Origin of the sequence: Gordonia sp. DT218 (genome assembly GCF_049847105.1) — a bacterium.
Taxonomy (GTDB): Bacteria; Actinomycetota; Actinomycetes; order Mycobacteriales; family Mycobacteriaceae; genus Gordonia.
Window position 1 is genome coordinate 1,452,167 of record NZ_JBNCNS010000001.1, and the last position, 24,047, is coordinate 1,476,213.

The window sequence follows — 24,047 nt, forward strand, 5'->3', positions numbered from 1 at the left end:
GGGCACGGACCGGGTGTCACAGCAGGCGGAGCTGCACTCCGAGTGATCGATAGATGGGTTCGGCTCGACGGTCCACGCTGACCAACGGGAGCTCCGCCGCCACCGCCGCGGAGGCGACCAGACCGTCGTACACCGCGCCCCCGGATATGCCTGCCGCGGCGAATGATTCGATCAGGTCTGCCGCAGTTCTCGGCGACAGGTGGCACTCGTGGGGAAAGTTGGTCGCGATGAGTCGGGCGGCGGCCGACGCTGTCAGTCGCTGCGGCGGTGGCAATCGCGTGAGCACGGAGTAGGTCTCGAAGGCGGCATGCCCACTGAGGCCCAACACGAGTCCTTGTACCGCTGCGCGAACAGCCCGGTGACCGGACTGTTCCGGACGAACGAGTGCGATCGCCGCGCTCGTGTCGAGCAGGATCGTGTCAGCGTTGGTCGCCAAGGCGCAACTCGCGGATGTCGTCGCTCGACAGTTCGGCACCACCGGCAGGCAGGATCAGCAGACCGTCGTCGCCGGCCAGTAACTCGTCGGTCGCCACGGGTTCGAGGACGAGACCGCTCCCCGCGACGGTGATCTCCACCTCGCCGGGCACGAGCCCCACGCGGTCGCGTAGCTCTTTGGGAACGACGATCCGTCCCGACCGATCGATGGTGGTCTTCATGGCATCGAAACTACCATTCGAATGGCATCGGCCTGCGCCGACGACGGCGTGCCGGGCACGGCAGCAAACTGCCCCTGGCTCGACGTGGCGGGCCAGGGGCAGTTCGACGTACGGGGACCGACTACTTCGGTGGCATCCGGATGCCGCCGTCGACGCGGATGACCTCGGCGTTCATGTACGAGTTGGTGACCAGCTCGACGACCATCGACGCCAGTTCGTCCGGCTTGCCGAGACGATGCGGGAACAGCACGGACTCGCCGAGCTTCGCCTTGAAGGCCTCCGAGGCCTCGCCCTCGCCGTAGATCGGGGTGTCGATCAGGCCGGGGGCGATGGTGTTGACACGCACGCCCACCGCGGCGAGGTCACGCGCGACCGGCAGGGTCATGCCGACGACGCCGCCCTTCGACGACGAGTACGAGGCCTGGCCGATCTGACCGTCGAAGGCCGCAACGCTGGCCATCGAGACGACCGCACCGCGCTCGCCCGACTCGAGCGGCTCGTTGCGGCTCATCGCGGTCGCGGCGAGCCGGATGCAGTCGAAGGTGCCGATCAGATTGATCGCGATGACCTTCTTGTAGGCATCCAGATCGTGGGCCGACGAGAACTCGCCGTCCTTGCCGATGGTGCGCTGGGCCCAGCCGATGCCTGCCGAGTTCACCAGGGCCCGCAGCGGGCCGAGTTCGGTGGCCTTGGTGACGGCCGCCTCGATCTGCGCGGTGTCGGTCACGTCGACGCGCACGAAGGTGCCGCCGACCTCCTTGGCCAGCTCCTCCCCCTTGTCGGCCTGCAGATCGGCGACGACGACCTTGGCCCCCTTGGCCGCCAGCTGGCGAACCGCCGCCGCACCGATACCGGATGCGCCGCCCGTGACAATTGCACTTGCTCCATTGATATCCACGAGGTGGAGATTACATCGCAGGATGGCATCGCCGACACCCACCACCGAGCGATTGCTCGGTGGTCTTCACCGGCCGGCGTCAGACGCAGGCGACCTTCGGTTCCGGATCGTATTTGACGGTGCGGGTGTGCCGGCGAACCTCCGCGCCGCTCTCGGCGTCGGAGATCACCCGGGTGTTGGACGTGGTGAATCCGCGGCTGCCGCTCGAGGCCATGCAGTCGTCGCCCTTGGGCAGCTTCACCAGCGGCGGCTCGGTGTACGAGTGACGGTCGCCGGTGATCGACTCGACGTCCATGGTGGTGGTGCTCCACATCCGGACCGTGACGTCCGACGGCGTCCAGTTCGTCTCGATGTAGACGCCGTGTGGTGTGTTGTTGCGGAACACGAGGTCGATCGCCCCCTCGAAGACGGTCGCCTCGCGGGCTTCCGGATAGCGGGAGATGTAGTAGGAGTGCTCGGTGTGGTCGACGTCCTCGAGACCGGCGAAGTACGACGCGTTGTAGAGCGTCGTCGCGAACTGCGAGATGCCGCCGCCGACCGCCTTGGCGGCGTGACCGTGGTCGATGATCGTCGACGTCACGTAGCCCTGCGCCGTCCCGCGGGGGCCGGTGTGGGTGTTGAGCGAGAACGTCTTGCCCGGCAGGATCAGCGCACCGTCGACCTCGTCGGCCACCAGGCGGATGTTCTCGCCCGACGCGCTGGTGAATCCCGACGTCGTGAACTCGCCGACCACTTCGCGCACGCCGAGTTTGCGGGCGTCTTCGGTCGTCAGGCGCGCTGGGAGCGGCTTGTAGGCCACCTCGACGACACGTTCGTCCGAGGCATCGGCACCGGTCGCCACCGCCGCGATCGAGGCGAAGGTCTTCGTCCAGTCGACGCGGGCGCCGGCACGGGACGGGACGACGGTGGGGCTGCCCGTCCGCACCGAGAATGTGGCGTCGACGGGCTTGCGTTCGGTGGCCGCCAACCGGGGACCGAGCAGGGCCGCGCCCTTCTTGGGATCGACGACCGGTTTCAGACCGCCCTGGCCGTCGGGGCCGAACGACAGGATCGATCCGAGCTGCGCAGGCTCCACGCGCACGGTCTCGTTGTCGGAGCCCGTGAGCGTGAGCGGGCCGGCGACGGCGCGGACGGCGGGGCCGGCAGCGGTTTCGCGGACCACGTCGGTCGAGACCGTAGGGTCGAAATCCTCGACCGGCAGATCGATCGGCCGCCCGTCGAGCCATCTCTCGGCGAGCGTCGCGGCAGCGGCATCGTGGGCGACCCGTTCGCCTGCGACCGGCATGACCTCGACCGGAGTGGTGCCGTCATAGCGGACCCCGCCCTCCACGGCCGCCTGCTCGAGCGTCGGTTGTTGCTCGTCGAGCGTGCTGTCGAAGGCCACCCGATCGATGTGCACGACGGGGTCGATCGTCTGCGGCACGCCGGCCATGCCCGCCAGCCGCGTGACCGGGTTCTTCGGCTGTTGCATGAGCCGCTCCAGCGTCGCGTCCGGGTCAAAGGTCAGCCCCAGAGAGGCGGCGTCGACCATCGCGGTGCCCGCCGCCGTGCGGAGCCAGACCGGTTCGGTGGTGCGGGCGGACAATTCGTCGATGACGCCCTGGGCCTCGTCGCGGTGGAGATGCCCCGCGGGCACACCCGCCACGACCGCACCGCGTGCGGTGGTGTCCTTGGTCAGCAGGAGATCCGTGGCGAGCACCACGCTCGCGACGGCGAGCGCACCGACGATGATGCGCACCGCGGTACGCGTTGTCGGAAACTTGCTCACGAAAACACCATATGTGGAGAACTGCAAAAGGGTGGTGGGGAGAGGCGCCGAAAAAAGTAGGCGCCCCGGCCGAGCTGCCGGGTCGGGGGTCTGGCAGCTCAGCCGGGGCTACTCGTATATCTACGCTACTTTCCGCGGCGTTACATCCATCCGCGAATTTTTTTCGGCCGGTGTCACCGGATCGATGTCCGGGCTGGTCGGGCCTACCCTTCGACGATCGCCGTGACGCCCTGACCGCCGGCCGCGCAGATCGAGATCAGTGCGCGACCGCCACCGTTCTCCTTGATCGTCTTGGCCGCCTGGGCGATGATCCGGCCGCCGGTGGCCGCGAACGGGTGTCCCGCCGCGAGCGACGATCCGTGCACGTTGAGCTTGGTGCGGTCGATAGCACCGAGCGCGTTGTCGAGGCCGAGGCGCTCCTTGCAGTACTCGTCGGATTCCCAGGCGGCCAGGGTGGCGAGCACCACCGAGGCGAATGCTTCGTGGATCTCGTAGAAGTCGAAGTCCTGCAGCGTGAGTCCGTTGCGCTCGAGCAGACGCGGCACCGCGTAGGTCGGCGCCATCAGCAGACCGTCGGGACCGTTGACGTAGTCGACGGCCGCGCTCTCGCTGTCCACCAGATAGGCCTGCACCGGCAGGCCCTTGGCGTCGGCCCACTCGTCGCTCGACAACAGCACCGTCGAGGCGCCGTCGGTGAGCGGGGTGGAGTTGCCCGCGGTCATCGTCGCGTCGCCCAGGGACACACCGAACACCGGCTTGAGCTTGGCGAGCTTTTCCGCGGTGGAGTCGCCGCGCAGGTTCTGGTCCCGGGTGAGACCCAGGAACGGCGTGATCAGGTCGTCGAAGAAGCCGCTGTCGTAGGCGGCGGCCATGTTCTGGTGGCTGGCGGCAGCCAGCGCATCCTGATCGGCGCGCTTGATGCCGAATTCCTTGGCGGTGATCGCGGCGTGCTCACCCATCGACATCCCGGTGCGCGGCTCACCGTTGCGGGGGATCTCGATGCCCAGTTTCGGGAGCAGCTTCAGGGCGGCGAGGGCCTGGTCCTTGACGCTGCGGGCCCGGTTGACCTCGAGCATCTGACGACGCATCGACTCCGAGACACCGATCGGCGCATCCGAGGTGGTGTCCACACCACCGCCGACCGCGACGTCGTAGCGGCCGGACGCGATGCCGTCGCCGACGGCGACGATGGCCTGCAGACCGGTGCCGCACGCCTGCTGGATGTCGAAGGCCGGGGTGTACGGGGAGAGCGCCGAGCCGAGCACGCACTCACGGATGAGGTTGAAGTCACGCGAATGCTTGAGCACCGCGCCACCGGCGACCATGCCGAGCCGCTCGCCCTGCAGGTTGAAGCGGCTCACCAGCCCGTCGAGGGCGGTGGTGAACATCTCTTGATTGCTGACCTTTGCATAGGCCTTGTCCTGGCGGGCGAACGGAATCCGGTTGCCGCCGAGGATCGCGACCGGACGCATGCTGCGGGTCTTGGGTGCTTGAGCCACTTCGATCTCCCAGGGGGTGTAGTTCGGTGTCTATGAGCTATTCTTACTCATGAGTAAGTTAGTTGTCGAACGATGCTCCCATGGGCGTCGTCGCACATACCGCACCGTCTGACCGACCTGCCGAAGAAAACCTGAGGAGATCTCCCGTGGCAGCCACTGGCCTGTACTCGAATTTCGTCCACTCCGCCCCCGGTTCGTTCATCGCCAAGCAGGCGGGCCTGCCGGTCCCGCCGACCCTGCGCCGGTACAAGCCGTCCGAACCCGCCCTGCCGGGCCCGGTGCTGCTCGGCGGCGCCGGCCGCGTGGTCGAGCCGCTGCGCGAGATCCTCACCTCGCCCGACTACGACGTGATCCAGAACGCCACCACCGGCCGCAGCGCCGACAAGTACGGCGCTCTCGTCTTCGACGCGACCGGCATCACCTCGCCGGCCGAGCTGCGTGAACTGTTCGAGTTCTTCCAGCCGAACATGCGCTCACTCGCACCGTCGGCGCGTTTCCTGGTCATCGGCACCACACCCGAGCTGGTGAGCGATCCGAACGAGCACATCGCGCAGCGCGCCCTGGAAGGCTTCACCCGCTCCGTGGGCAAAGAACTGCAGAAGGGCGCGACGGTCCAGCTGGTCTACGTCTCCCCCGATGCCAAGACCGGACTGACCGGACTGGAGTCGACAGTCCGCTTCGTACTCTCCGCGAAGTCGGCGTTCGTGGACGCGCAGGTCATCAGGGTCGGCGCCGACGACGCGAAGGCCCCCGCCGACTGGGACAAGCCGCTGGCCGGCAAGGTCGCCGTGGTGACCGGTGCCGCCCGCGGCATCGGCGCCACCATCGCCGAGGTGCTGGCCCGTGACGGCGCCCACGTGATCGCCGCCGACGTCCCGCAGGCCGGCGAGGCCCTGTCGGAGACCGCGAACAAGATCAAGGGCACCGCGTTCCCGCTCGACGTCACCGCCGAGGATGCCGGCACCAAGCTCGCCGAGCACGCCCTCGAGCGGCACGGCGGCGTCGACATCATCGTCAACAACGCGGGCATCACCCGCGACAAGCTGCTCGCCAACATGGACGCATCGCGCTGGGACGCCGTCATCGGGGTCAACCTGATCGCACCGCAGCGGCTGGTCAACGACCTGCTGGAGAAAGGCGCGCTGCGTGCGGGCGGTTCCGTGGTCGACGTCTCGTCCATCGCGGGCATCGCCGGCAACCGCGGCCAGACCAACTACGGCGCGTCCAAGGCGGGCGTGATCGGCTTGGTCGACACGTATGCGCCGATCCTGGCGGAGAAGGGCATCACCATCAACGCGGTGGCGCCGGGCTTCATCGAGACCAAGATGACCGCGGCCATCCCGGTGGCGACGCGGGAGGCCGGTCGGCTGATGAGCTCGTTGCAGCAGGGCGGTCAGACGGTCGACGTCGCGGAGACCGTGGCGTACTTCGCGAGCCCGGCGTCGAGCGCCATCACCGGCAACGTGGTCCGCGTGTGCGGCCAGGGATTCCTGGGCGCGTGATGGCCAAGACGATCACGCTCCCGAGCGCGCCGGGCACCGCGGAGGTGTACTCCAAGGCCGTCGGCGCCATGCTGCCGGTCATCGGCAAGCCGGCCACCGTGCGGGCCGACGCCACCATCCCCGAGCGGCACTATCGCCTGGAGAACGTCCGGGTGGAGCCCGAGCGACTGCATGCCTACACGCGTGTCACCGGGCAGCGGTTCGGCTCGACGCTCCCGGTCACGTATCCGTTCGTGCTGCAGTTCCCGCTGGCGATGAAGGTCATGACCGACAACGACTTTCCGTTCGGCGCGGTCGGCTCGGTGCATGTCGAGAACAGCATCCACCGGATTCGGCCGATCGGCGTCGGCGAGCCGCTGACCATCGACACGCATGCGGAGAACCTGCGCGAGCACCGCAAGGGTCTGCTGGTCGACATGATCTCGCGGGTCAGCGTCGGTTCGGAACTCGTGACCACCCAGGTGGCGACGTTCCTCAAGCAGCAGCGGACCAGCCTGTCGGACGAACCGCGCGGGCCGGCACCCAAGGAGATCGCGCCGCCGCCCCCGGACGCGGTGCTGTCGGTCGATCTGGGGCGCATCCGCCAGTATGCCGAGGCATCCGGTGACCGCAATCCCATCCACATGGGCAATCTGACGGCCAAGGCCTTCGGCTTCCCGAAGGCCATCGCGCACGGGATGTGGAGTGCTGCAGCGGCAATCGCCAACGTCGAGGCCCAGCTACCCGACGACGTCACCTACACGGTGCGCTTCGGCAAGCCGATCCTGTTGCCCGCCAAGGTGAATCTCTACACCCGGCGGATCGACGGTGCCGGCGCCGGGAGCGCAGCGAGCGGGCCGCATGTGAGCGGCAACTTCGACCTCTCGATTCTCAACCGGCGCAAGGGGTATCCGCACCTGACCGCGACCACCCGCGGCGCCTGACGCCAACAACACGCAGAACTCCCACAAACACGCGATGCTTTCCGTGTTTGTGGGAGTACTCCGTGTTTCAGGCCGGCCGTCGGGCCTGCCACTTCCGCCAGACGTACCAGCTGACCGCGACGACGACCAGCGCAGCGGTGGCGTAGAGCAGCAGTGTCGCGCCGAACGCGGCGCCGGCGAAGTAGCCGACCAGCAGCACGGTGGTCGCCCAGGTGGTGGCACCGATGACATCGGCGATGCCGAATCGCAGCGGGCGCATCCGGGTCATCCCGGCCACCGGTGGCACGAGGGTGCGCACGTATCCGATCCATCGTCCGGTGGCAACCGCGACCATGCCGTCCCGGTCGATCCGCGCCTCGGCACTCTTCCACCGCTCCTCGCCGAACCGTCGTCCCGCCCGCGATGCCTTCACCCGATGTCCCGAGCTGTGTCCGATCCAGTACCCGGTCGCGTCGCCAGCGATCGCGGCCACGCAGACCGCCACCACGAGGGCGCCGACCGCGGTCGGGCCGACGGCCGCGGCGACACCCGCGGCCAGCAGCACGGCTTCGCTCGGCAGGATCAGCCCGAGAATGAGGGTGGAGGTCTCCGCGTAGACGACTCCGCACGCCACCAGGTAGACCGCCCACGACGGCACCGATTCCACCAGCTCGACGAGCCAGTCGGCGATTACGTGCACTGATCGAGGATACTGGAGCGGTTATGTCGAGAATTTCGTGCTCAGTGGAACAGCGCATCGGCGGCGAGCAGACCGGCCACTAACGCAAGGATCGTTGGCGTGCAGATCACAGGGGCGACCAGGAAGTAAAGAGTTCCGTCGCCCAAGTAGGTCCACGGCCTTCGCCCTGACGAGGCCGCTCCACTCCACGACGTGGAAGCCGACTTCGCCCGGTGCCGAGCCTTCCGTCTGCTGTGCTTGATGCCGGGTGGGCGCGTCGCGTCTTGTCTGCGGCGCATCAGATCAGCCTGCGAGATATCGTGGAGTGCCACGCTGGGGTCGAGATCGCGCGGCCACGGAGAACGACCGGAAGAGTGTTGAGTTACGTTCAACGACTCTGTTGCCGCCCACAGTGCTGCACTGCGCCGGAACCGGATAATCGAACATTCCGCGGCGGCAATCATGGGTCATGCAGATTCCTGCTTTCAGTGAAACAGCACATCGCCGCAGTAGAGCCCCAGGACGAAGGCTAGCCCCGTCGGCAGCACGACCAAGTTGTTGGCGAGGTAGTCAGTGACGCTTGACGTGAAGTACGAAAGCCCTCGGGGAAACGAGCCGGCAAGATGGCGGGGCTTGTGACTGCACCTCCTGGTAACACGAAACCTCAATACCCGAGCCCCTCCTCTCAGTCCAGCTCGCTGCGGTGGCACTACCACGACCCGCGGATCGACTTGGACTGCACCGGCGACGGAGTCATCCGACATCGGGCGAACTCAGCCGGTGAAGTAGCCGATGAGCATGCCGGCACCGAAGCCCAGGATCGGGTAGGTGACGAGCATGGACACCTTTCCGGTGAAGTACGTTTTCACGCGACGCCACTCGGTGGGGTTGTGGTCCTGATCCAACGCTCCTCCATCTCTCTGATCTCGAATTCCATGCTGTTCCAATCGCCGTCGGCGGTGGTGGCCGTGAGGATCGACAGCATGGAGTGCCCCGCGGGCGTCAGGTAGGCGAGTTGCGACCGCCGGACTCGAAGTTCCTCGCCGTCGGCTCGATAGGTACCCTCGTCCACGCTGAGATTCCCGTCGGGCCTTACGCCATGGTTCAGGATCGTGCCACTGTCTAGGGCGCCGATGTCGAAACTGGTGTCGATCTCCGCGAGGTCTATCACGTCGGTCGTGCCGAGATCGAAATACTGGACGGCCACGTTGGGAACAAACCTCGGGGTCGGAGTGGTCGAGCGCAACAGCACTCGACTCGCCATCGCATCATGAGACGCCGCGGAATCCAGGTCATACCAGTTCGGCGGCGGAATGAACTCCAGCGATTCTGTTGTCGCGCAGAGTGTCACCACACTGCCCAAGCGGGCGATCGCATATTCGGTCGCGGCAATCATCAGTCGTCAAGAGTCCTTCGTGTCATTGCGAGAGTGCATCGCCGCAGACGAGCCCAATCACGGCCGCGACGACCGTCGGCGTACAGATCAAACACTCCAGGAGATAACTTGTTGCGCTTGACGTGTAGTAAGAGAACCCACGCGGAAACGACTCCGCTAGATGGCGGGGCTTGTGTTTGCGCCTTCTATCGTCACGAGGCATCACTAATCGAACCACCCTTTCACCACTCTGGCCGCATCAGCCCCGGCCTTGCTGCCGATAGCTGCACCGATACCCGCGCCGATTGCGGTACCAACTGGACCGGCGAAGGACCCGACGACGGCCCCCGCAGCAGCGCCACCGATGGCGCCCCCGGCCAACGAACCACCGATGGCAGTGACCGCGTCCCCGCCATCCTGCTCACCGCGACCGTACTTGCCCCACTCGTCGGCGGTCGTGACCCCCGCCCCGAGAAGAAACGAGCCGCGGATCATGGTCTTCCCAAGTTTATTCATGCGGGCAATGTCGTCAGCACTCATCCCGGCCTGCCCCACCGATCGCCGGGACCGGCTATATGCGTCACGAATGTCTTTACCCCGCTGTTGGGCAGCTGTGAGCGCCGCAGTCACCGCCGGGCTCGCCAGATCACCGTTTGCAGGGTCCGCCGCCAACGCATTCTTGATATACGCCAGCCGCGACGGATCGATATTCACTGGCTCACCCGCCTGCAGCTTGGTCAACTGCTCAGGGGTGAGGCCCATCGCTCGAGCAAATCGCCCGCGTTGCTCCGGAGTGGCCGTGCCATTGCGGATTGCCTCGCTGTCGCCGGCGGCCAACGTGGGGTCGATCGCTCCGCGGTTGGCGGCTATCGAGGCCGGCGTGATGCCCCCGATTTCAGAGAGCGCCGCGTTGATGGCATTCCTGGCGTTCGTCACGGCGGTATCCGCAGCAGTGCCGAGGTTGTGCAAGGCCGTCTGATGCTCATGTGCCGTGCCGGCGTCGAACTCGGCACCATCAGGCGCGCGACCGGGCTGGAAACTCACGGTGTAGCTACGACTGCCTCGGTCGAGGATGTAGCCATCCACATCGGCGAGCGTCGTCCGATTCGCCAGTGCGTTCATCGCCCCACGAATGTCGGGCGCCCCCGCGTCGAGCGCGGCAGCCAAGTCGCCGTACTCGTCGGCCACTTCCTTGAGCCATCGGGTGATCCCGGCGGCCCGATTGTCGGCGGGCCCGCGTGCCTGCCCCGCCCACTGTGTGGCAGTCAGGTTGAGGACCGGGTTTCCGGCCTTCGGCGCTTCGACCTCGAGATGGGCCTGAACCTTGACCACGCCGTTTGCTATGGAGGTCAAGACGTCAGGATTCCATGCCATCACCTCGTTGTAGCTGGGCGGCATTCGCTACTTCACCGAGAGCAAAACGTCGATCGGGACCGTACGGTCTGTCTGTTGCCCCTGACGAGCGGGATACGGGACGGCATCCCGCAGCCTGCCCGCGCTCTGCTCGTCGGTGTCGACAGTGGTGTCCTTGACGCCGGTAACCAGTTCGGAAAACGCTGATACTGTGCCCGACGCGTTAGCCAGTGACGCTGAGATCTTCTGGTCCGCGGTCGCGGCAATCGCGGACATGTCGCTCGTCGCGCCTTTGAACTGATTGGCCAGCTCACTGAAGGTCGACGTGGTCCCGTTGAGGCCCGCGTACGAGGTGAGTTCGAGCGCCATCAGTCGAGAGGCGCAGCGCGATACCTCCGTTGCAGCAGCGGCGACGGCAGCTGGATCGACTATTAGATCCGACATTGTTCCGCCTTGGTTGATCAATCTTCTGGATAAAGGAGAGGTACAAATCTGTCAAATCCGGCGTGGTGTTCTGTCGGTTGCGTGAATGCTGCTGTCAACCGGCGAGATCCCCGAATTCCTCGATGATCTCGACAAGCTTCGTCAGCCTGGCCATGTCGAACACCTGATCCGGCCCCTGCGGCGCCTTGTCGGTGAACGGTGGATCGTAGAGCTGGCCGGGTTCCATCGTGCCGTTGCGTGTCAGGTGGTCGATGATGAGGCCGACGAAGTCGATCTGGTCGGCGGTCGCGTTGGTGTCGGCGAGGAAATCGGCGAACCGCTCGTTGACAGCTTGTCGGTCGAGTCCGACCAGCGATCGGATGAACTTGCTGAGGCCCTCGGCGTCGTCGATGGCCTGCTGGAGGTCCTCGGGCGTGCCTGCGCCACTACGGGCGAGGAGCTCTTGGAGCGAGTCGAGATCGTTCGGCGTCAGGGCTTTGCCGGTACGCAGCTTCTGTAGCGCCAGGTTGTCGGGTTGGCGGCGCAGGTAGTCGCGCACCTTGGCGGTAAAACGTTCCCTGTCCGTGCCGGTCGACATCATCGGCATGTCCACCTCCTCCACGTCGCCGATGAAGGTGTCAGTGAAGTCGGTGTAGACGACGGGCTGCTTGTTCTTCTCGAGCAACCCGATCAGCGAGCGCAGATCCTTGCGCGCACCCTCGAGCATCTCGGGCGTGACATCGACCCACCACTCATCCGACGCGACGTCGCGCAGGAGCTCTTCCTGGGCCTTGATCTTCGGGATGGTGAGCTGTTCGAGCAGTCCGTCGGCGATCTCGCGCATCCGGTCGCGTCGGCGATCGAACTCGGTGTCGTCGCCCTCGATCACCGCAAGCTGACCGCTCAACACGATGAGGTCGAACCGTTTGGCCATCTCGTCGGTGTCGCGGATCGTGGTGGGCAGGTCGGCCAGGTTGTCGACGATGTCGCGTAGCTTCTGCTCGGTGAGTGACTCCCATGCGCCACGGACGCGGTAGGTTTCCACTTGTCGCCGGCGCGGACGCACCAGAAAGTTGTCGAGGTTCATCGCCTGTACCTCTCGGTGCAGTCCGTCGGCGATCTCGGAGCGTAGGTCCGCGTGTGCTTGTGCCCGGTCGAGGGCGAACACGACGTCTGTCCGCTTCTCGAACAGCCGCTGCGAGAGCGATTTGGCCATGTTGCCTTCGGCGGGAGACGGGTTCGCACCGAAGAACTCCATGTTGCCGCACAGATCGAAGATGAAGAAGTCCGTCTTGTGCTGATCGGGCCCGTACAGGTCGGGACGCAGCCGCGTGCCCCGTCCGACCATCTGCCAGAACTTGGTCTTCGATCGAACCGGCTTGAAGAACATGAGGTTGACGACGTCGGGGACGTCGATGCCGGTGTCGAGCATGTCCACCGAGATCGCGATGTGCGGTTCGGATTCAGTTTGTGCGAACTTGTCGATCAGATCTTGTCCGTGCGACACCGAATGGGTGATGACCGCGGCGAAACTCCCCTTGTACTGCGGATAGTTCACGTCGAAGCGTTCGGCGATGAAGTCGGCGTGCCGCTGGTTCTTGGCGAAGATGATGGTCTTGCCGAGTCGATCGCCGCCGGCGACGCGGTGCCCCTTGGTCATCAGGACCTCGAGTGCTTTGTCGACGGTGTCGGTGTTGAACAGCCACTTGTTGACGGCTTCGGCGTCGACGGCGTCGGGGTACTCATCGTCGTTCGGATCGGACTCAGCATCCCAGTCTTGGGACTCCCACCGCTTCTTCTCCTCGTCGGTGAGATCGTCGTATTTGATTCCGGTTCGCTGGAACTTCAGCGGTACGGGTACACCGCGGGGGCGGACGAGGTATCCGTCGTTGATGGCTTCTTCGAGTTCGTAATCGTCAGTGGGGACGCCGGTTTCCAGACCGAACAATGCGAAGGTGTTGTAATCCACCTCGTCCTTCGGTGTGGCGGTGAGGCCCAGCAGGAACGAGTCGAAGTACTCGAAGATGCGCCGGTACTTCTGATACACCGAGCGATGCGCCTCGTCGATGACGATGAGGTCGAAGTAGCCGGGGCCGAATCTGCGGAGTCCGCCGTCGACCTCGTTGATCAGGCCCATCATCGTCGGGTAGGTCGACACGTAGATCCGGCCGTCGGTGTTCTTGTCGGTCAGCAGATTCACCGGCGGAGCGTCCGGCAGGAAGGTCTTGTAGGCGTTCACGGCCTGTTTGACGAGTGCCACGCGATCGGCGAGGAACAGGATGCGCTTGGCCCAGTTGGCACGCATCAGCATGTCCGACAACGCGATGACCGTACGGGTCTTGCCGGAACCGGTCGCCATCACGAGCAATGCGGCACGTTGCCGTTCGTTCTCGAAGCGGTCGGTGACGCGCCGGATCGCCCGGGTCTGATAGGGACGTTCGACGATGCCGGCGGGAATCTCGATATCGGCGAGCTGCTTGCGGGTGGTGCGGCGTTGGATCTCGAGCTGCAGTTCGTCGCGGGTGTAGAAGCCTTCGACAAGGCGCGGCGGATAATTGTGGTCGTCGTACAGATAGGTCTCGAAACCATTGGTGTAGAAGATGATCGGACGTTGCCCGGTCATCGATTCGAGACGGTCGGCATACAGACGGGCCTGGTGCTTGCCCGCCTCGGCGTCTTTCGATGTCCGCTTGGCCTCCACGACTGCGAGCGGCAACCCATCGGTTCCCCACAGGACATAGTCGACGTAGCCGGCCTTGCCTTCGGGCATTCCGGTGACCGGAAACTCGCGATCCCGGGGTTGATCGAGGGGCCAGCCCGCTTCGTGGAGTAGCAGGTCGATGATGTCCCGGCGAGTCTGTGCCTCGTTGTAGTCGTGGGTGTCTGGTTGCGCGGCGGCGGACTGCTTCGCTGCGGCGACCTCGGAGCGCAGCTTGGTGACCAGGTCTTCGAGAGATGTCTTGTCGGCGTCGGCGGCCTTGAGCTGATTGTCGCGGGCGAGGAGCTGCTCGGTGAGGTCGGCGCGCTGCGCTGCTGCTTGCGCGAGTTCGGCATCCTTCTTGCCGAGCTGATCGTTCAGCTGTTGTAGCTGCGCGATCGTCTTTGCCACGGCGGGTCCGCCACCGGGTTTCGGTAGGCGGTCGCGGTCGAACTGCCGGTCGGCCGCCGGCTTCGAATCGGGCTGGGATGCGTACTCCCGCGCCAACCACGACAGGATGTGGAAGAGCTCCTCGAGCACTCGGAGACCGAATTCTTTGGACACCGGGCGGTCGTCGTGAACCGCATGGTTCCCGCTCTTGCGGATCAGGTTCATCTTGGGAAACAGCTGCGGCGGCAGCAGCGCCTGGAACGCCGGATCGTGGGTTCGGGCCGAGAGGTCGTCCTTGTAGGGAGCCTGCAGGTGGTTGGCGGTGTACAGCCATTTCACCGTCGCCTCGAGGGTACGGCGCGCGTAGAAGCAGGTGGTGCGGGCGTCGAACAGCGCATCGCGTTCCGCGCTCTTGGCACCCGCGTACAGCTGCGGCCACTCGCCTTGCAGGAAATCGAAGTTGCCGGCCACCTTGCCTCCTTCACCGAGTTCGATCTTGGCACAACCGTGCCGCTCTGTTGGGGAGCCGATCAGACTAGCGACCGGGTGCGACAACGTCTCTGGTCCGCATCCGCGGCTACTTCCGCTTACGTTTTCGCGGTCTGATAGCGGGTACTTTGAGTTCCGGCACTGACCGCTTCATGAACTGGTCGAAGTGGGGCACGGTGAATGCCGCGTACCCGTGGCCAGGCGTGTAGAGCAGTCCCTTCTCGATGAGTGTGGATCGGGTTGGCGCACATTGCTGCGAGCTGCGACCCAGCAGGCGCGCAACGTCGCCGGCGAGTTGCGGTGCCGGGCCGAGTTCAGCCATCGCACGCATGTACGCCTGCTCCAACTCCGTTGCCCGGTCGAGGCGGACCCGGAAGAAGCTCGAGTCCAGCTTGTCCTCGTAGGTTGTCCGAGCCTCCCGTACGTCCTCGACCGTGATCACCCTGTCTGGTGCTACCGGCCACACCGCGTAGCCAAGCTCCTGGAGGAAGTACGGGTAGTTCCCCGTCAGTTCGAGCGCCAGATCCAGAGCCGCGTCCGTAAACTCTGCGCCTTCCTCCCTGGCGGGTTCCTGCAACGCGTAACGGGCGTCAGCATCGCTCAGCTCCCCAATGGTCGGAAACTTGAACAGCCGCTCCGCGTACGACTTTGCCTCACCTGCGAGTTCCGCGATCTGCGGTAGTCCCGCACCGACCATGGTGATAGGCAACTCCCGTTGGACACATTTGTGGATTCCAGCAATCAACGCCTCGAGTTGCTCTCGTTGCAGGAACTGGACCTCGTCGAGCAGGAGAACGACACCCGTGTCTTTGTCTTGGGCCGCCTCGCCAACCGCGACGAGCAGCTCGGTGAGGTCCATCGCGAGGTCGCCGGTGTCCGCTGTCGCGTCGTCGTAGCCAGAGACGTCCCAGCCCGCAGTCAGCCGCCCTTCACTGTCAACGGTCACCGTGAAGGAACGCAGGATCGCAGCGGCCTTCTTGCTTCGCTCACCCCACTTGGCACGTGGCGAGATACTCAGCAGCGCCTGCCGCATCAGCTGACCGACCTGGCGACGAAAGGACTGGTCGTCGTGCTTGCTCACCTCCAAGTCGACGATCGCCCAGCCACGGTTCGACGCCTTCTTCTGGAACTCGCGCAGCAACACGGTTTTGCCGACGCCCCGAAGACCGGTGACGATCATCGACTGTTCAGTTCGCGACTTCTCCAATCGCGCAAGAAGCAGTTCGAAGTGCCACATCTGGTCGTCACGCCCAACCACTACTGCTGGTGTCGCACCAGCGTTCGGAGTGTAGGGGTTGAGCAGAGGGTCCATAGTAAGAGTTATAGCAGTTTATTACCTAGCAATAAACCCTAATAACTCTTGCTCCACGCCTGCTGAGCGTTCCGCGGAACGCGCTACGCCGCCACCGCCTCAGCCTGCTCCGCTTCTTTCTGCGCCTTCCATGCCCAGACGGCGTGGAGCACTTCGGTGGTGTAGCCGAGGTCGAGGCGGCGGCCGGGGTTGATCGGCAGGACGGCGTCATCGTCGATCCCGCTGTCGGGGTGCCAATCGTCGGGTGCCCGCATCGGCGGTGCGTCGTCGATGATCGAGCCGTCTGATCGGTGAAAACTGAATTGCTGTTCGCCCAGGGCTCGGATGGAGAACTCGCCACGATGCAAAGCCCGGTGATGGGTGGAGCACAGCAGGATCAGGTTGTCCGGTTCCGTAGTACCGCCGTGTGACACGAACTGGACGTGATGGGCGTGCAGATGCCGGGTGCGCCCGCACCCGGGAACCCGGCAGCACCGGTCGCGTTCGAAGATGATCCGCATCAACGCCCGCGTCGGCATCCGTCGCTTGCGTCCCCATGTCAACACCACGCCACGTTTGCCGCGTCGAACCCTGCGTTCGGTACCGCCACAGCGTGCTTCGTCGACCTCGGCACGATCGAGTGCGGGACCGCCGTCGATATGCGGCTCGTCGACATCGTCGTGCACGACGACCTCGGCGCCGGGCACGAACTCAGGCACCTCGATGACCGTCTGTACGGTGTCGGCCATGGCGATCACCGCCGGCGCGATGTCGGACGGGACGTTGCGCCACAGGTCCGGCGCCGATTTCGATGACGGCGTCTCGGATGCAGGATCTGTGGGTGTGGGGACGTCGGGGTCGCCCCCAATGCGCGTCCGCTCGTACTCGGCCCGCACGGCTCCGGCCAGGAAACGTGCACCGTCCAAGGGCGAGAGACGCAAGTTCACTGACAGGCTGCCGTCGTCGTTCCAGCGCCAGCTGCCTCTCGAATCGATCTGTCCCCGTTCCTCTTCCTCGGCATGACGGTCGATGTGGCGAAGCTTGCGTACCAGTCGTTCAACTTGTGCTGCGGTCGAGGACATCGCCACGTTGAGCAGTTCCTGTTCGCGCTCGGGAGTCGCCACCCGCGTGAGCGCACGAACCTTCGAGTACGACAGACGTCCGTGTGAGAACGCCTCGCGGATGAGTGGCAACGCCGGCACCGCGTGCGCGACCCGCAGGTGATCCTGGGCGGTGCGGATGGACAGACCGGTCCGCCACGTCAACCAGTGCGCGCACGAGAGAATGCCATCCCCGCCCCACGCACTGCGATCGTCGAACGCCGCCAACAGATCCAGGAATCGGGCGGTCATCGCCGCAACCTGACTCGCGTAGCCGACGAGCCGATCGGCGATCTCATCATCGGAGAGATCTTCCGGGCGTGTGTCGTCGAAAATGCTTGACGACGCGTCGTCCGCGGGAACCAACTGAGCAACCGACATCACGAAACCCCCTGTGCACGATGCGAACCGGTTATCACTGAATCTACCGGTAGTCACCGACAGCTTCGGCGTTCCGCGGAACGCTCAACAAGGTCTCTCGGATCTGAGCAGCGCTCCCACCCAGATCGACCGCAAGAAAGCGGTAACGGTGGCCTTGCACAATTGCCGACTCGTCAAGCTGCTGAACCACAACCGGGTACAGCAGGACTCCTTCGGCAGACCGCGACAGCTCATCCTGTCCGTGCTGCGATTGGACATATGCGTACAGCTGGAAGATGTGGTCGCGTGACAGCTTCACGGCGCCGTACTGATTCGGTTTGAGCGCGTCCGCGAACTTGGTCTCGATGATGATTCGCCGAGACGTCGTCTCCAGCAGCGTGTCGGTCTTCATGATCGGAAGGATTGGTGCGAGACCGGCGGTCGCGTCGACGACGGGCCAATGGTGGTGCACCTCGCCGGCTGCCACGGTCCAGTCGGACCCGAGCACGGCTCGGTAGAAGCCACGCACCGCTGCCTCGTACAGAGTGCGGATCTGCGCGGCTTCACGTTCGGGATCGCGGTTGGTCTGCTTGCCCGACTCTTCTGCCGGGATCGTCATCTGGATCAGCAGCCGAGCCGCATCGATGGCTTCGACGTCGTCCTGCTCGTTGCGGCCCAGTGTGAGCTGGGCGGCCTCGCGCTGGGTCACCAACCGCGCAGACACGCCATACTGGCTGAGGATTTCGGCCAGCGCGCGGGCTCTGCGTTCCAGCGTGATGTCGCCGACGTGGCGCGCAGCAAGGACCAGCGCCGTCCGCAGCACCCGGTTGCGGAGGTTGTCGACCGACAACTCGTCGTAGGTGCAGGCCACCCGCCCCTGAGCGAGGAGCATCTTCGATTCCGTGGTGAGGACGTCGATCTGGCCGCGCACCCGGGTGAGTGTGTCGGACCGGGATCGATACTGTCGCCCGAGACTTCGTTGCAGACGCCGCTCGGTGGCCACGACGAGGATCTCGGTGATCAGGTCGAACAGATCGTCCGGGTTGGCCTCGGCGCTGCCGTTGCGCAGGCGCTGGTCGCGTTGAAACAGCTTGGAGGCGTACAGCATCAGCAGCCAAAGGTTACGCACCGGGATCGCGGTGCTGCCGCTGATGATAGCCCCGGGTGCGGTCACGGCGTGACGGTCAACTTTGCTGTTTCGGACTCGACCCGCTCCGGGTCGTCGAACCAGTACTCGGCCAGCAGCGGTCGGATCTCCTGCTCGACGACACCGCGAACCCATGCCGGCGGATCGTCGATCTTCGTGTCGTTGGCCGGGGTGAAGAAGCTGTGGCCGATGCAGTACTGCGCACCAAGTGAGCGGTCGTCGGCGATCTGGGAGTTGAGCGCACCGATGCGGGCACCCAGACCGTTTAGAACCGTCTTGTCGATGCCATTGCGCTGCGAAACCCATTGCTGCCAAGCGGCGTTGAACTGCGGCGACAGATCGGCGAACGCGAACCGACGACGCAAGGCGAAGTCGACGATGGCCAAGGAACGGTCGGCCAAGTTCATGGTGCCGATGATGTACAGATTCTCGGGAATGAAGATGGGGTCTTCGTCGGGCCGAGAGTATGCCAGCTGCAACGCCTCCGACGGCTTGCGTTTGTCGGCTTCGAGCAGCGTCAACAGCTCCCCCATCACCTGGGCGAGGTTCGCGCGGTTGATCTCTTCGATGACCAGGACATGGTTGTTGTCGGGCTCGTTGACCGCGGCATCGATGACGTCGAGGAAGACACCATCGGTGAGCGTGAGCTTGCCGTCCCCACTCGGCCGCCAACCGCGGACGAAGTCCTCGTAAGACACCGTCGGATGGAACTGCAACGCGTGGATCAGTTTCCGATCTTTGCGTTCGATGATCGCATAGGCCAGACGTTTGGCCAGCCACGTCTTTCCGGTGCCGGGCGGGCCTTGCAGGATGAGGTTCTTCTTGCGCTTGAGTGCGTTGATGTAGCGCTTCAGCTCCGACGGTGAGACAAAGCAGCCGTCGTCCGCGATGTCTTCGACGGTATAGGCAGGCTCATCTGGGAGTTCCTCGTCGAGGCGGGTTGAGTCGTCATCGTCGTGGGCGGGCTTGGCGGTGAGACCGTACTTCTTCTCCCAATAGGGTTCCGCGAGGAATCTGCCGTAGTCCTGGTCCTCGCCATCGAATGTGAACGCGATGAGTGCCTTGGATTTCCATGTGCTCGGGCGTACCGCCCACACCGTGGTACGGCTCGTCCAGAAATACCAGTCCTCTTCGGGTAGCAGGTTTTCGGGGTCCCAGTCGACCTCCACGCTGTCACCGTCACCGATGTTGCGGGTGATCACGCCTGTTGCCTTGATCGACATCACCGACGCAGTCTTGCCGTTGATGTCGAAGGGCAAGTCATGCTTTCGGGTGAAAGCCGTCTTGATCGCGATCCGATCTCCGGCCTTCATCGACTTGATCTGCTCCGCGTACTTGTGCGGAGTGCCCGCACTCCACCGCCCCTGAGTCCGGAAATGGCCGGTGTGATCGTAGGCCTCATCCCCGGGCTCGTCGCCGAACACGGCACCCACGAACCAGGACACCGGTAGGTCCTCGGAGTCGTCGACGGGCGGGGTGGATGAATCGTCGAGGTACTGCGGCGATTCTTCCAGATTGTCCTGCGTCAACCTATCTGGGTGCTCGACGAGCAACTGGTGCCCGTAGGAGGTGATCGTCGTCCGCCCCGGCTCGGTGGCCTCGATCGCGCCACTGAGCTTGAGATAGTGCAGCGCCCAGCTCACCCTGGCGTCGAGCCGCTTGCTCCCCGACTTGACGGTCTCGGCGCGCTGTTCTGGTGTCAGTTGAAGCGCGTCAGCCAGCGCTTTAATCAACGCTGCCCGCGACCAAATCTGCTCGTCACCCATCAGGGCCAGGAGTGGGCGGGTGAGTTCGAACTTAGTAGGGAGAGACGAAACCGGTTGACTCACAGTTCACCTCGGAAGGCGCGGGATTGGAGGGAGGAGAAGAGGGTGTCCAACGACTCCAACTCCTGCTTCATGCTCGACATCACACGACCTAGCGCTGTCCGCTTGTGCAGATAGTCAGTTTGCATGGCCAATGCCGGGACATAGACAGGGAAATCCGCGACCAGTTGCCCATTCAAGTTGGGTTGATTCCCTCCCCGTCCCTCTCCTCGCAGCCTCTCATACGAAAACTTCAGCTGATCGAACACGAACTCTGAAAGGACCGCGGCATCGGGTTCGACCACTGCGCACGCCTGGTTCGTGGTAGCTCGAACCCCTAGGAGCCCGACACGACCCCGTGTCGCACCCTGGCCGTACATCGCGACAAGAATCGCACCAGGTGAGTACGTCTTCAGCCGCGCTTGTCGAACTCCCTCATCTGTAACGCACTCTTCTGTCGCATGAATAACTTCATTCTTGACCTCTCCGGTCTTGACCCATGGTGTGTCGCCTCCGTACAACGCCGGATCTGAACGCTTTGGGGTACTGCCGGACGAGATTGTCGAGACCGAGCCCAACGGGATCATTCCGCCCGCCAACCTCTCAGGATCGCCAAACATCTCGATGAAGATTGATCGGGAAAGCTCAGCCAGGTGGCCGACAGACTCGCGACGCTTGGCGCGGAGGGCGTCGGCGTGGTCGAGGATGGCTGCGATGCGGCGTTGTTCGGGGAGGGGAGGGAGGGGGATCTGCAGCGTCTCCAAGAACTGTACGGGCACCCGACGTTGACCGCCGCTACCCGTCATCCTGCGCTCTCCGTCAATTAAGACCTGATCGCGACGCAGGAAGTGCAGCATGTACCTCTGGTCGAGCCGACCGTCGAGACCTCGCAGAACATGAAACTCGGTCGATCCCGCGCCCTGCAGACGTGCTAGTCGCGCCTGCGCGATCTTTCCATTCTGAAAGCACGGGGTGATCTTCGCTAGCAAAATGTCGTTATCTTGAAAAGCGGTATACCCCTTGCGCACATCACCGAACGGTCGGTCCGCGCCGGGGGCGGTAGTGCCAGCTTCCGATACATCGGCCATGCCGAGGAATGAAACAGTGGCATCATTCGCGATGCTCTCTAGCCGCTTTGGGTTGATCTCACAGACCTCCGCCAGCGGGACGTTCTCGAAGCTCACTCCCCACCTCCGGCCAACATCTCCCGCAGCTCGGCCAACCCCGACTGAATATCCAGCTCCATCTTCTCCAACTCATCCAGGATCTCTGCCGGCGCACGGTGTTCGACCTCTTCGTGGACGATCTCCTTGTACCGATTGAGGCTCAGGTCGTAGCCTTGCTCTTCGATCGCGTTCCGCGGAACGCAGAAGGACTGTTCCGTGCGCTCGCGTTTGAGTTCGGCGCCGTCGCGGTTGGCCCAGCGGCGCAGGACATCCGGGAGGTTGTTCTTGGTGTGCTCGTTGGGGGTGAGGCTTCGTGTCGCGGCTCCTTCGTCGCCGCCCTCAGCCAGCGGTGCAGACGCGGCCCGTTTGTCGCCGCCCTCAGCCGCCGAAGGAATGGGGCCGAGCTTGTCGGCGTCGAGCAACGCGGTGCGCTTGTCGTCCAACGAGTATCCGTCGGCCTGGACGTCGTAGAACCAGACGTTCTCCGTACCGCCGGAGTTGGTCTTGGTGAAGAACAGGATCGCGGTCGAGACTCCGGCGTAGGGCTTGAACACACCGGACGGGAGTTTGACCACGGCGTCGAGCTTGTGATCGTCGACGAGCATGCGACGAAGCTCCTTGTGCGCCTTGGACGATCCGAACAGGACGCCGTCGGGGACGATCACCGCGGCGCGGCCGCCGGGCTTGAGTAGGCGCAGGAACAGCGCGAGGAACAGCAGTTCGGTCTTCTTCGTCTTGACGATCTGCTGCAGATCCTTGGCGGTGTTCTCGTAGTCGAGGCTGCCGGCGAACGGCGGATTGGCCAACACCATCGAGTAGGCACCTGCATCGCCGGTGTTGGCTTCTGCCAACGAGTCACGATAGCGGATGTCGGGTTGCTCCACGCCGTGCAGCAGCATGTTCATCGAGCCGATGCGCAGCATGGTGTTGTCGAAGTCGAACCCGTGGAACATCTCGTTGTGAAAGTGCTTCGCGCCCTTGCCCGAGTTGATCTCGTCGGCGTGATTGTCACGCATGTACTCGGTGGCGGCGACGAGGAAGCCGCACGTGCCCGACGCCGGGTCGACGATGGTGTCGCCCACCTCGGGTGCCATCATCTCGACCATCAGCTTGATGAAGTGGCGCGGCGTGCGGAACTGACCGTTCTGCCCGGAGCTGGCGATCTTGGCGAGCATGTACTCGTAGATGTCGCCCTTGGTGTCGAGATCTTCCATCTTGATGTTGTCGAGCAGGTCGACCACCTTGACCAGCATGGCTGCGTTGGGGATCGCGAGCCGTGCGTCCTTCATGAAATGGGCGTAGGTGGAGTCCTCGTCGCGCATCGTCTGGATGAACGGGAAGACCTTCTTGTCGATGGTCTCGAACATCTCGTCGGCCGAATAGTTCTTGAACACCGACCATCGCAGCTCGTCGCGCTCGACCGGGAACGGGTTGTCCTGGATCGGCTTCTTGGTGAGGTTCGCGCGATTCAACGCGCGTGTCTGCTCGTCGTCGAGCCGTCGGATGAACAGCAAGTAGGTGATCTGCTCCATCACCTGCAGCGGGTTGGCGATGCCGCCTGACCAGAACGCGTCCCAGACGGCGTCGACCTTGCTCTTCTGCTCTCCGGTGATCACTGATTGCACTCCATAGCGTTGTTGGCGAACCCGAACAGAACTGTATAGCGAGGGGTACCGACAGGATCAGCGAGTCGAGGAGTCAGCGTGGCGATTCAGCGATTCGATCAGTGACTCAACGCGAACGGAACAGCACGTTGACGTTGCTGGACTGCGCGTCATCTGCTGTACCGAGGCAGCGCACGCCACGCACCACACAGAACTCCCACAAACAACGGATGCATACCGTGTTTTTGGTAGTTCTGGGTGTCTTGCGGGGGATGGAGCGGTTCACTCCGCGACGGCGTCCGCCGTCCCGACCCCCTTGAGTCCGCGCCAGGTGATGCCGACGAGGAGGTCGGTCGCGGTGTCGAGGTCCACGTCGCCCTCGGTGATCCGGTCGGCGACGGCCTCACCGGCACCGACGAGTGCGACGGCGGTGAGCTCGAAGTCGATGTCGCGGGCGCCCTCGACCGTGGTGCCGGCGCGGATCAGTTCGGTGACCATCTCGGTGACACGGGCCCGACTGTCGGAGACGAAGTGCGAGAAGCTCGCCGTACCGACCGCGACGCGATAGAGCACCTTCCACGACTGGCGGTTCTCGTCGACGTAGCGAAGGAACTCCTTCACGACGGTCCGAGCCTGCTCCCGCTGCCTCAGCGATGGATCGAAACCGACGCTCATCGCCTCGATGAAGCGACCGGACTCGCGCTCGATGCAGGCGCTGAACAGTTCGTCCTTGGAGCCGTAATAGAGGTAGAGCATCGGTTTGCTGATCTCTGCCTCGGCGGCGATCGAGTCCATCGACGCCTCGCGGAAGCCGTTTTCCGAGAAAACCTTGACGGCGGCGTCCAGCATTTGTTGCTCCCGCACCGCGCGGGGCAACCGCTTCGTCCCGCCTGCCATCACACACCTCTTCGCACGCCAACACCGACACCTGAGTGTTCAGAG

19 protein-coding genes are annotated in these 24,047 nt (G+C 64.4%); 2 read left to right on the forward strand and 17 right to left on the reverse strand.

Annotation, left to right across the window (positions count from 1 at the left end):
• Positions 1 to 16: 16 nt before the first annotated feature.
• The 5 genes from ACPXCG_RS06740 to ACPXCG_RS06760 all read right to left on the reverse strand — a co-directional run bounded on the left by ACPXCG_RS06740 (position 17) and on the right by ACPXCG_RS06760 (position 4,821).
• Entirely contained in the window at positions 17 to 436 is a 420-nt protein-coding gene (locus ACPXCG_RS06740) for a type II toxin-antitoxin system VapC family toxin (RefSeq protein ID WP_425790297.1), read from the reverse strand.
• Complete coding sequence (locus tag ACPXCG_RS06745; protein ID WP_425790298.1) at positions 420 to 656, reverse strand: AbrB/MazE/SpoVT family DNA-binding domain-containing protein; 237 nt, start codon at positions 654 to 656, stop codon at positions 420 to 422. Before ACPXCG_RS06745 ends, ACPXCG_RS06740 begins: the two co-directional genes overlap by 17 nt.
• A gap of 121 nt (positions 657 to 777) precedes the next feature.
• Positions 778 to 1,554 carry an SDR family NAD(P)-dependent oxidoreductase gene (locus ACPXCG_RS06750; RefSeq protein ID WP_164308217.1) on the reverse strand — a complete coding sequence of 259 codons (777 nt, stop codon included), beginning with the start codon at positions 1,552 to 1,554 and terminating at the stop codon, positions 778 to 780.
• Between the two features lie 79 nt (positions 1,555 to 1,633).
• Entirely contained in the window at positions 1,634 to 3,322 is a 1,689-nt protein-coding gene (locus ACPXCG_RS06755) for a VanW family protein (RefSeq protein WP_425790301.1), read from the reverse strand.
• A gap of 203 nt (positions 3,323 to 3,525) precedes the next feature.
• On the reverse strand, positions 3,526 to 4,821 hold the full coding sequence (locus ACPXCG_RS06760) for an acetyl-CoA C-acetyltransferase (RefSeq protein ID WP_425790302.1): 1,296 nt from the start codon (positions 4,819 to 4,821) through the stop codon (positions 3,526 to 3,528).
• 146 nt (positions 4,822 to 4,967) lie between these two features.
• Here ACPXCG_RS06760 and ACPXCG_RS06765 point away from each other — a divergent pair, with 146 nt between their 5' ends.
• Both ACPXCG_RS06765 and ACPXCG_RS06770 read left to right on the forward strand, forming a co-directional pair.
• Positions 4,968 to 6,323: a 3-oxoacyl-ACP reductase gene (locus ACPXCG_RS06765; RefSeq protein WP_425790304.1), complete on the forward strand. Its 1,356-nt coding sequence runs from the start codon at positions 4,968 to 4,970 to the stop codon at positions 6,321 to 6,323.
• Positions 6,323 to 7,246, forward strand: coding sequence for a MaoC/PaaZ C-terminal domain-containing protein (locus ACPXCG_RS06770; protein ID WP_425790306.1), 924 nt, complete (start codon positions 6,323 to 6,325; stop codon positions 7,244 to 7,246). Before ACPXCG_RS06765 ends, ACPXCG_RS06770 begins: the two co-directional genes overlap by 1 nt.
• Before the next feature lie 67 nt (positions 7,247 to 7,313).
• Here ACPXCG_RS06770 and ACPXCG_RS06775 read toward each other — a convergent pair whose 3' ends face one another.
• From ACPXCG_RS06775 to ACPXCG_RS06830, 12 genes are all read right to left on the reverse strand, one after another.
• On the reverse strand, positions 7,314 to 7,925 hold the full coding sequence (locus tag ACPXCG_RS06775) for a DedA family protein (protein WP_425790308.1): 612 nt from the start codon (positions 7,923 to 7,925) through the stop codon (positions 7,314 to 7,316).
• Between the two features lie 844 nt (positions 7,926 to 8,769).
• Positions 8,770 to 9,300: an acetyltransferase gene (locus tag ACPXCG_RS06780; protein ID WP_425790310.1), complete on the reverse strand. Its 531-nt coding sequence runs from the start codon at positions 9,298 to 9,300 to the stop codon at positions 8,770 to 8,772.
• 204 nt (positions 9,301 to 9,504) lie between these two features.
• Positions 9,505 to 10,677, reverse strand: coding sequence for a hypothetical protein (locus tag ACPXCG_RS06785; protein WP_425790312.1), 1,173 nt, complete (start codon positions 10,675 to 10,677; stop codon positions 9,505 to 9,507).
• 3 nt (positions 10,678 to 10,680) lie between these two features.
• Positions 10,681 to 11,001 (reverse strand): hypothetical protein, encoded by a 321-nt coding sequence (locus ACPXCG_RS06790; RefSeq protein ID WP_425790314.1) that lies wholly within the window; start codon positions 10,999 to 11,001, stop codon positions 10,681 to 10,683.
• Positions 11,002 to 11,170: 169 nt separating this feature from the next.
• Complete coding sequence (locus tag ACPXCG_RS06795) at positions 11,171 to 14,614, reverse strand: DEAD/DEAH box helicase family protein (RefSeq protein WP_425790315.1); 3,444 nt, start codon at positions 14,612 to 14,614, stop codon at positions 11,171 to 11,173.
• Positions 14,615 to 14,720: 106 nt separating this feature from the next.
• On the reverse strand, positions 14,721 to 15,944 hold the full coding sequence (locus ACPXCG_RS06800) for an ATP-binding protein (RefSeq protein ID WP_425790317.1): 1,224 nt from the start codon (positions 15,942 to 15,944) through the stop codon (positions 14,721 to 14,723).
• 83 nt (positions 15,945 to 16,027) lie between these two features.
• Positions 16,028 to 17,404: a DUF222 domain-containing protein gene (locus ACPXCG_RS06805; RefSeq protein ID WP_425790319.1), complete on the reverse strand. Its 1,377-nt coding sequence runs from the start codon at positions 17,402 to 17,404 to the stop codon at positions 16,028 to 16,030.
• Positions 17,405 to 17,447: 43 nt separating this feature from the next.
• Positions 17,448 to 18,557: a 5-methylcytosine-specific restriction endonuclease system specificity protein McrC gene (mcrC, locus tag ACPXCG_RS06810; RefSeq protein ID WP_425790320.1), complete on the reverse strand. Its 1,110-nt coding sequence runs from the start codon at positions 18,555 to 18,557 to the stop codon at positions 17,448 to 17,450.
• Positions 18,554 to 20,359, reverse strand: a complete 1,806-nt coding sequence (locus ACPXCG_RS06815) for an AAA family ATPase (RefSeq protein ID WP_425790322.1) — start codon at positions 20,357 to 20,359, stop codon at positions 18,554 to 18,556. The genes mcrC and ACPXCG_RS06815 overlap by 4 nt, the downstream gene beginning before the upstream one ends.
• Positions 20,356 to 21,519, reverse strand: coding sequence for a restriction endonuclease subunit S (locus tag ACPXCG_RS06820; RefSeq protein ID WP_425790324.1), 1,164 nt, complete (start codon positions 21,517 to 21,519; stop codon positions 20,356 to 20,358). Before ACPXCG_RS06820 ends, ACPXCG_RS06815 begins: the two co-directional genes overlap by 4 nt.
• Positions 21,516 to 23,117 (reverse strand): type I restriction-modification system subunit M, encoded by a 1,602-nt coding sequence (locus ACPXCG_RS06825; protein ID WP_425790326.1) that lies wholly within the window; start codon positions 23,115 to 23,117, stop codon positions 21,516 to 21,518. Before ACPXCG_RS06825 ends, ACPXCG_RS06820 begins: the two co-directional genes overlap by 4 nt.
• 270 nt (positions 23,118 to 23,387) lie before the next feature.
• Entirely contained in the window at positions 23,388 to 24,002 is a 615-nt protein-coding gene (locus ACPXCG_RS06830) for a TetR/AcrR family transcriptional regulator (RefSeq protein ID WP_425790328.1), read from the reverse strand.
• Between the last annotated feature and the right edge of the window lie 45 nt (positions 24,003 to 24,047).

What these genes read in the sequence shown, in the direction of transcription:
- ACPXCG_RS06805 (WP_425790319.1), bottom strand. Translation starts at nt 17,404, where the DNA reads ATGTCGGTTGCTCAGTTGGTTCCCGCGGACGACGCGTCGTCAAGCATT.
- ACPXCG_RS06790 (WP_425790314.1), bottom strand. Translation starts at nt 11,001, where the DNA reads ATGGCGCTCGAACTCACCTCGTACGCGGGCCTCAACGGGACCACGTCG.
- ACPXCG_RS06770 (WP_425790306.1), top strand. Translation starts at nt 6,323, where the DNA reads ATGGCCAAGACGATCACGCTCCCGAGCGCGCCGGGCACCGCGGAGGTG.
- ACPXCG_RS06780 (WP_425790310.1), bottom strand. Translation starts at nt 9,300, where the DNA reads ATGATTGCCGCGACCGAATATGCGATCGCCCGCTTGGGCAGTGTGGTG.
- ACPXCG_RS06800 (WP_425790317.1), bottom strand. Translation starts at nt 15,944, where the DNA reads ATGGACCCTCTGCTCAACCCCTACACTCCGAACGCTGGTGCGACACCA.
- ACPXCG_RS06785 (WP_425790312.1), bottom strand. Translation starts at nt 10,677, where the DNA reads ATGCCGCCCAGCTACAACGAGGTGATGGCATGGAATCCTGACGTCTTG.
- ACPXCG_RS06745 (WP_425790298.1), bottom strand. Translation starts at nt 656, where the DNA reads ATGAAGACCACCATCGATCGGTCGGGACGGATCGTCGTTCCCAAAGAG.
- ACPXCG_RS06830 (WP_425790328.1), bottom strand. Translation starts at nt 24,002, where the DNA reads ATGGCAGGCGGGACGAAGCGGTTGCCCCGCGCGGTGCGGGAGCAACAA.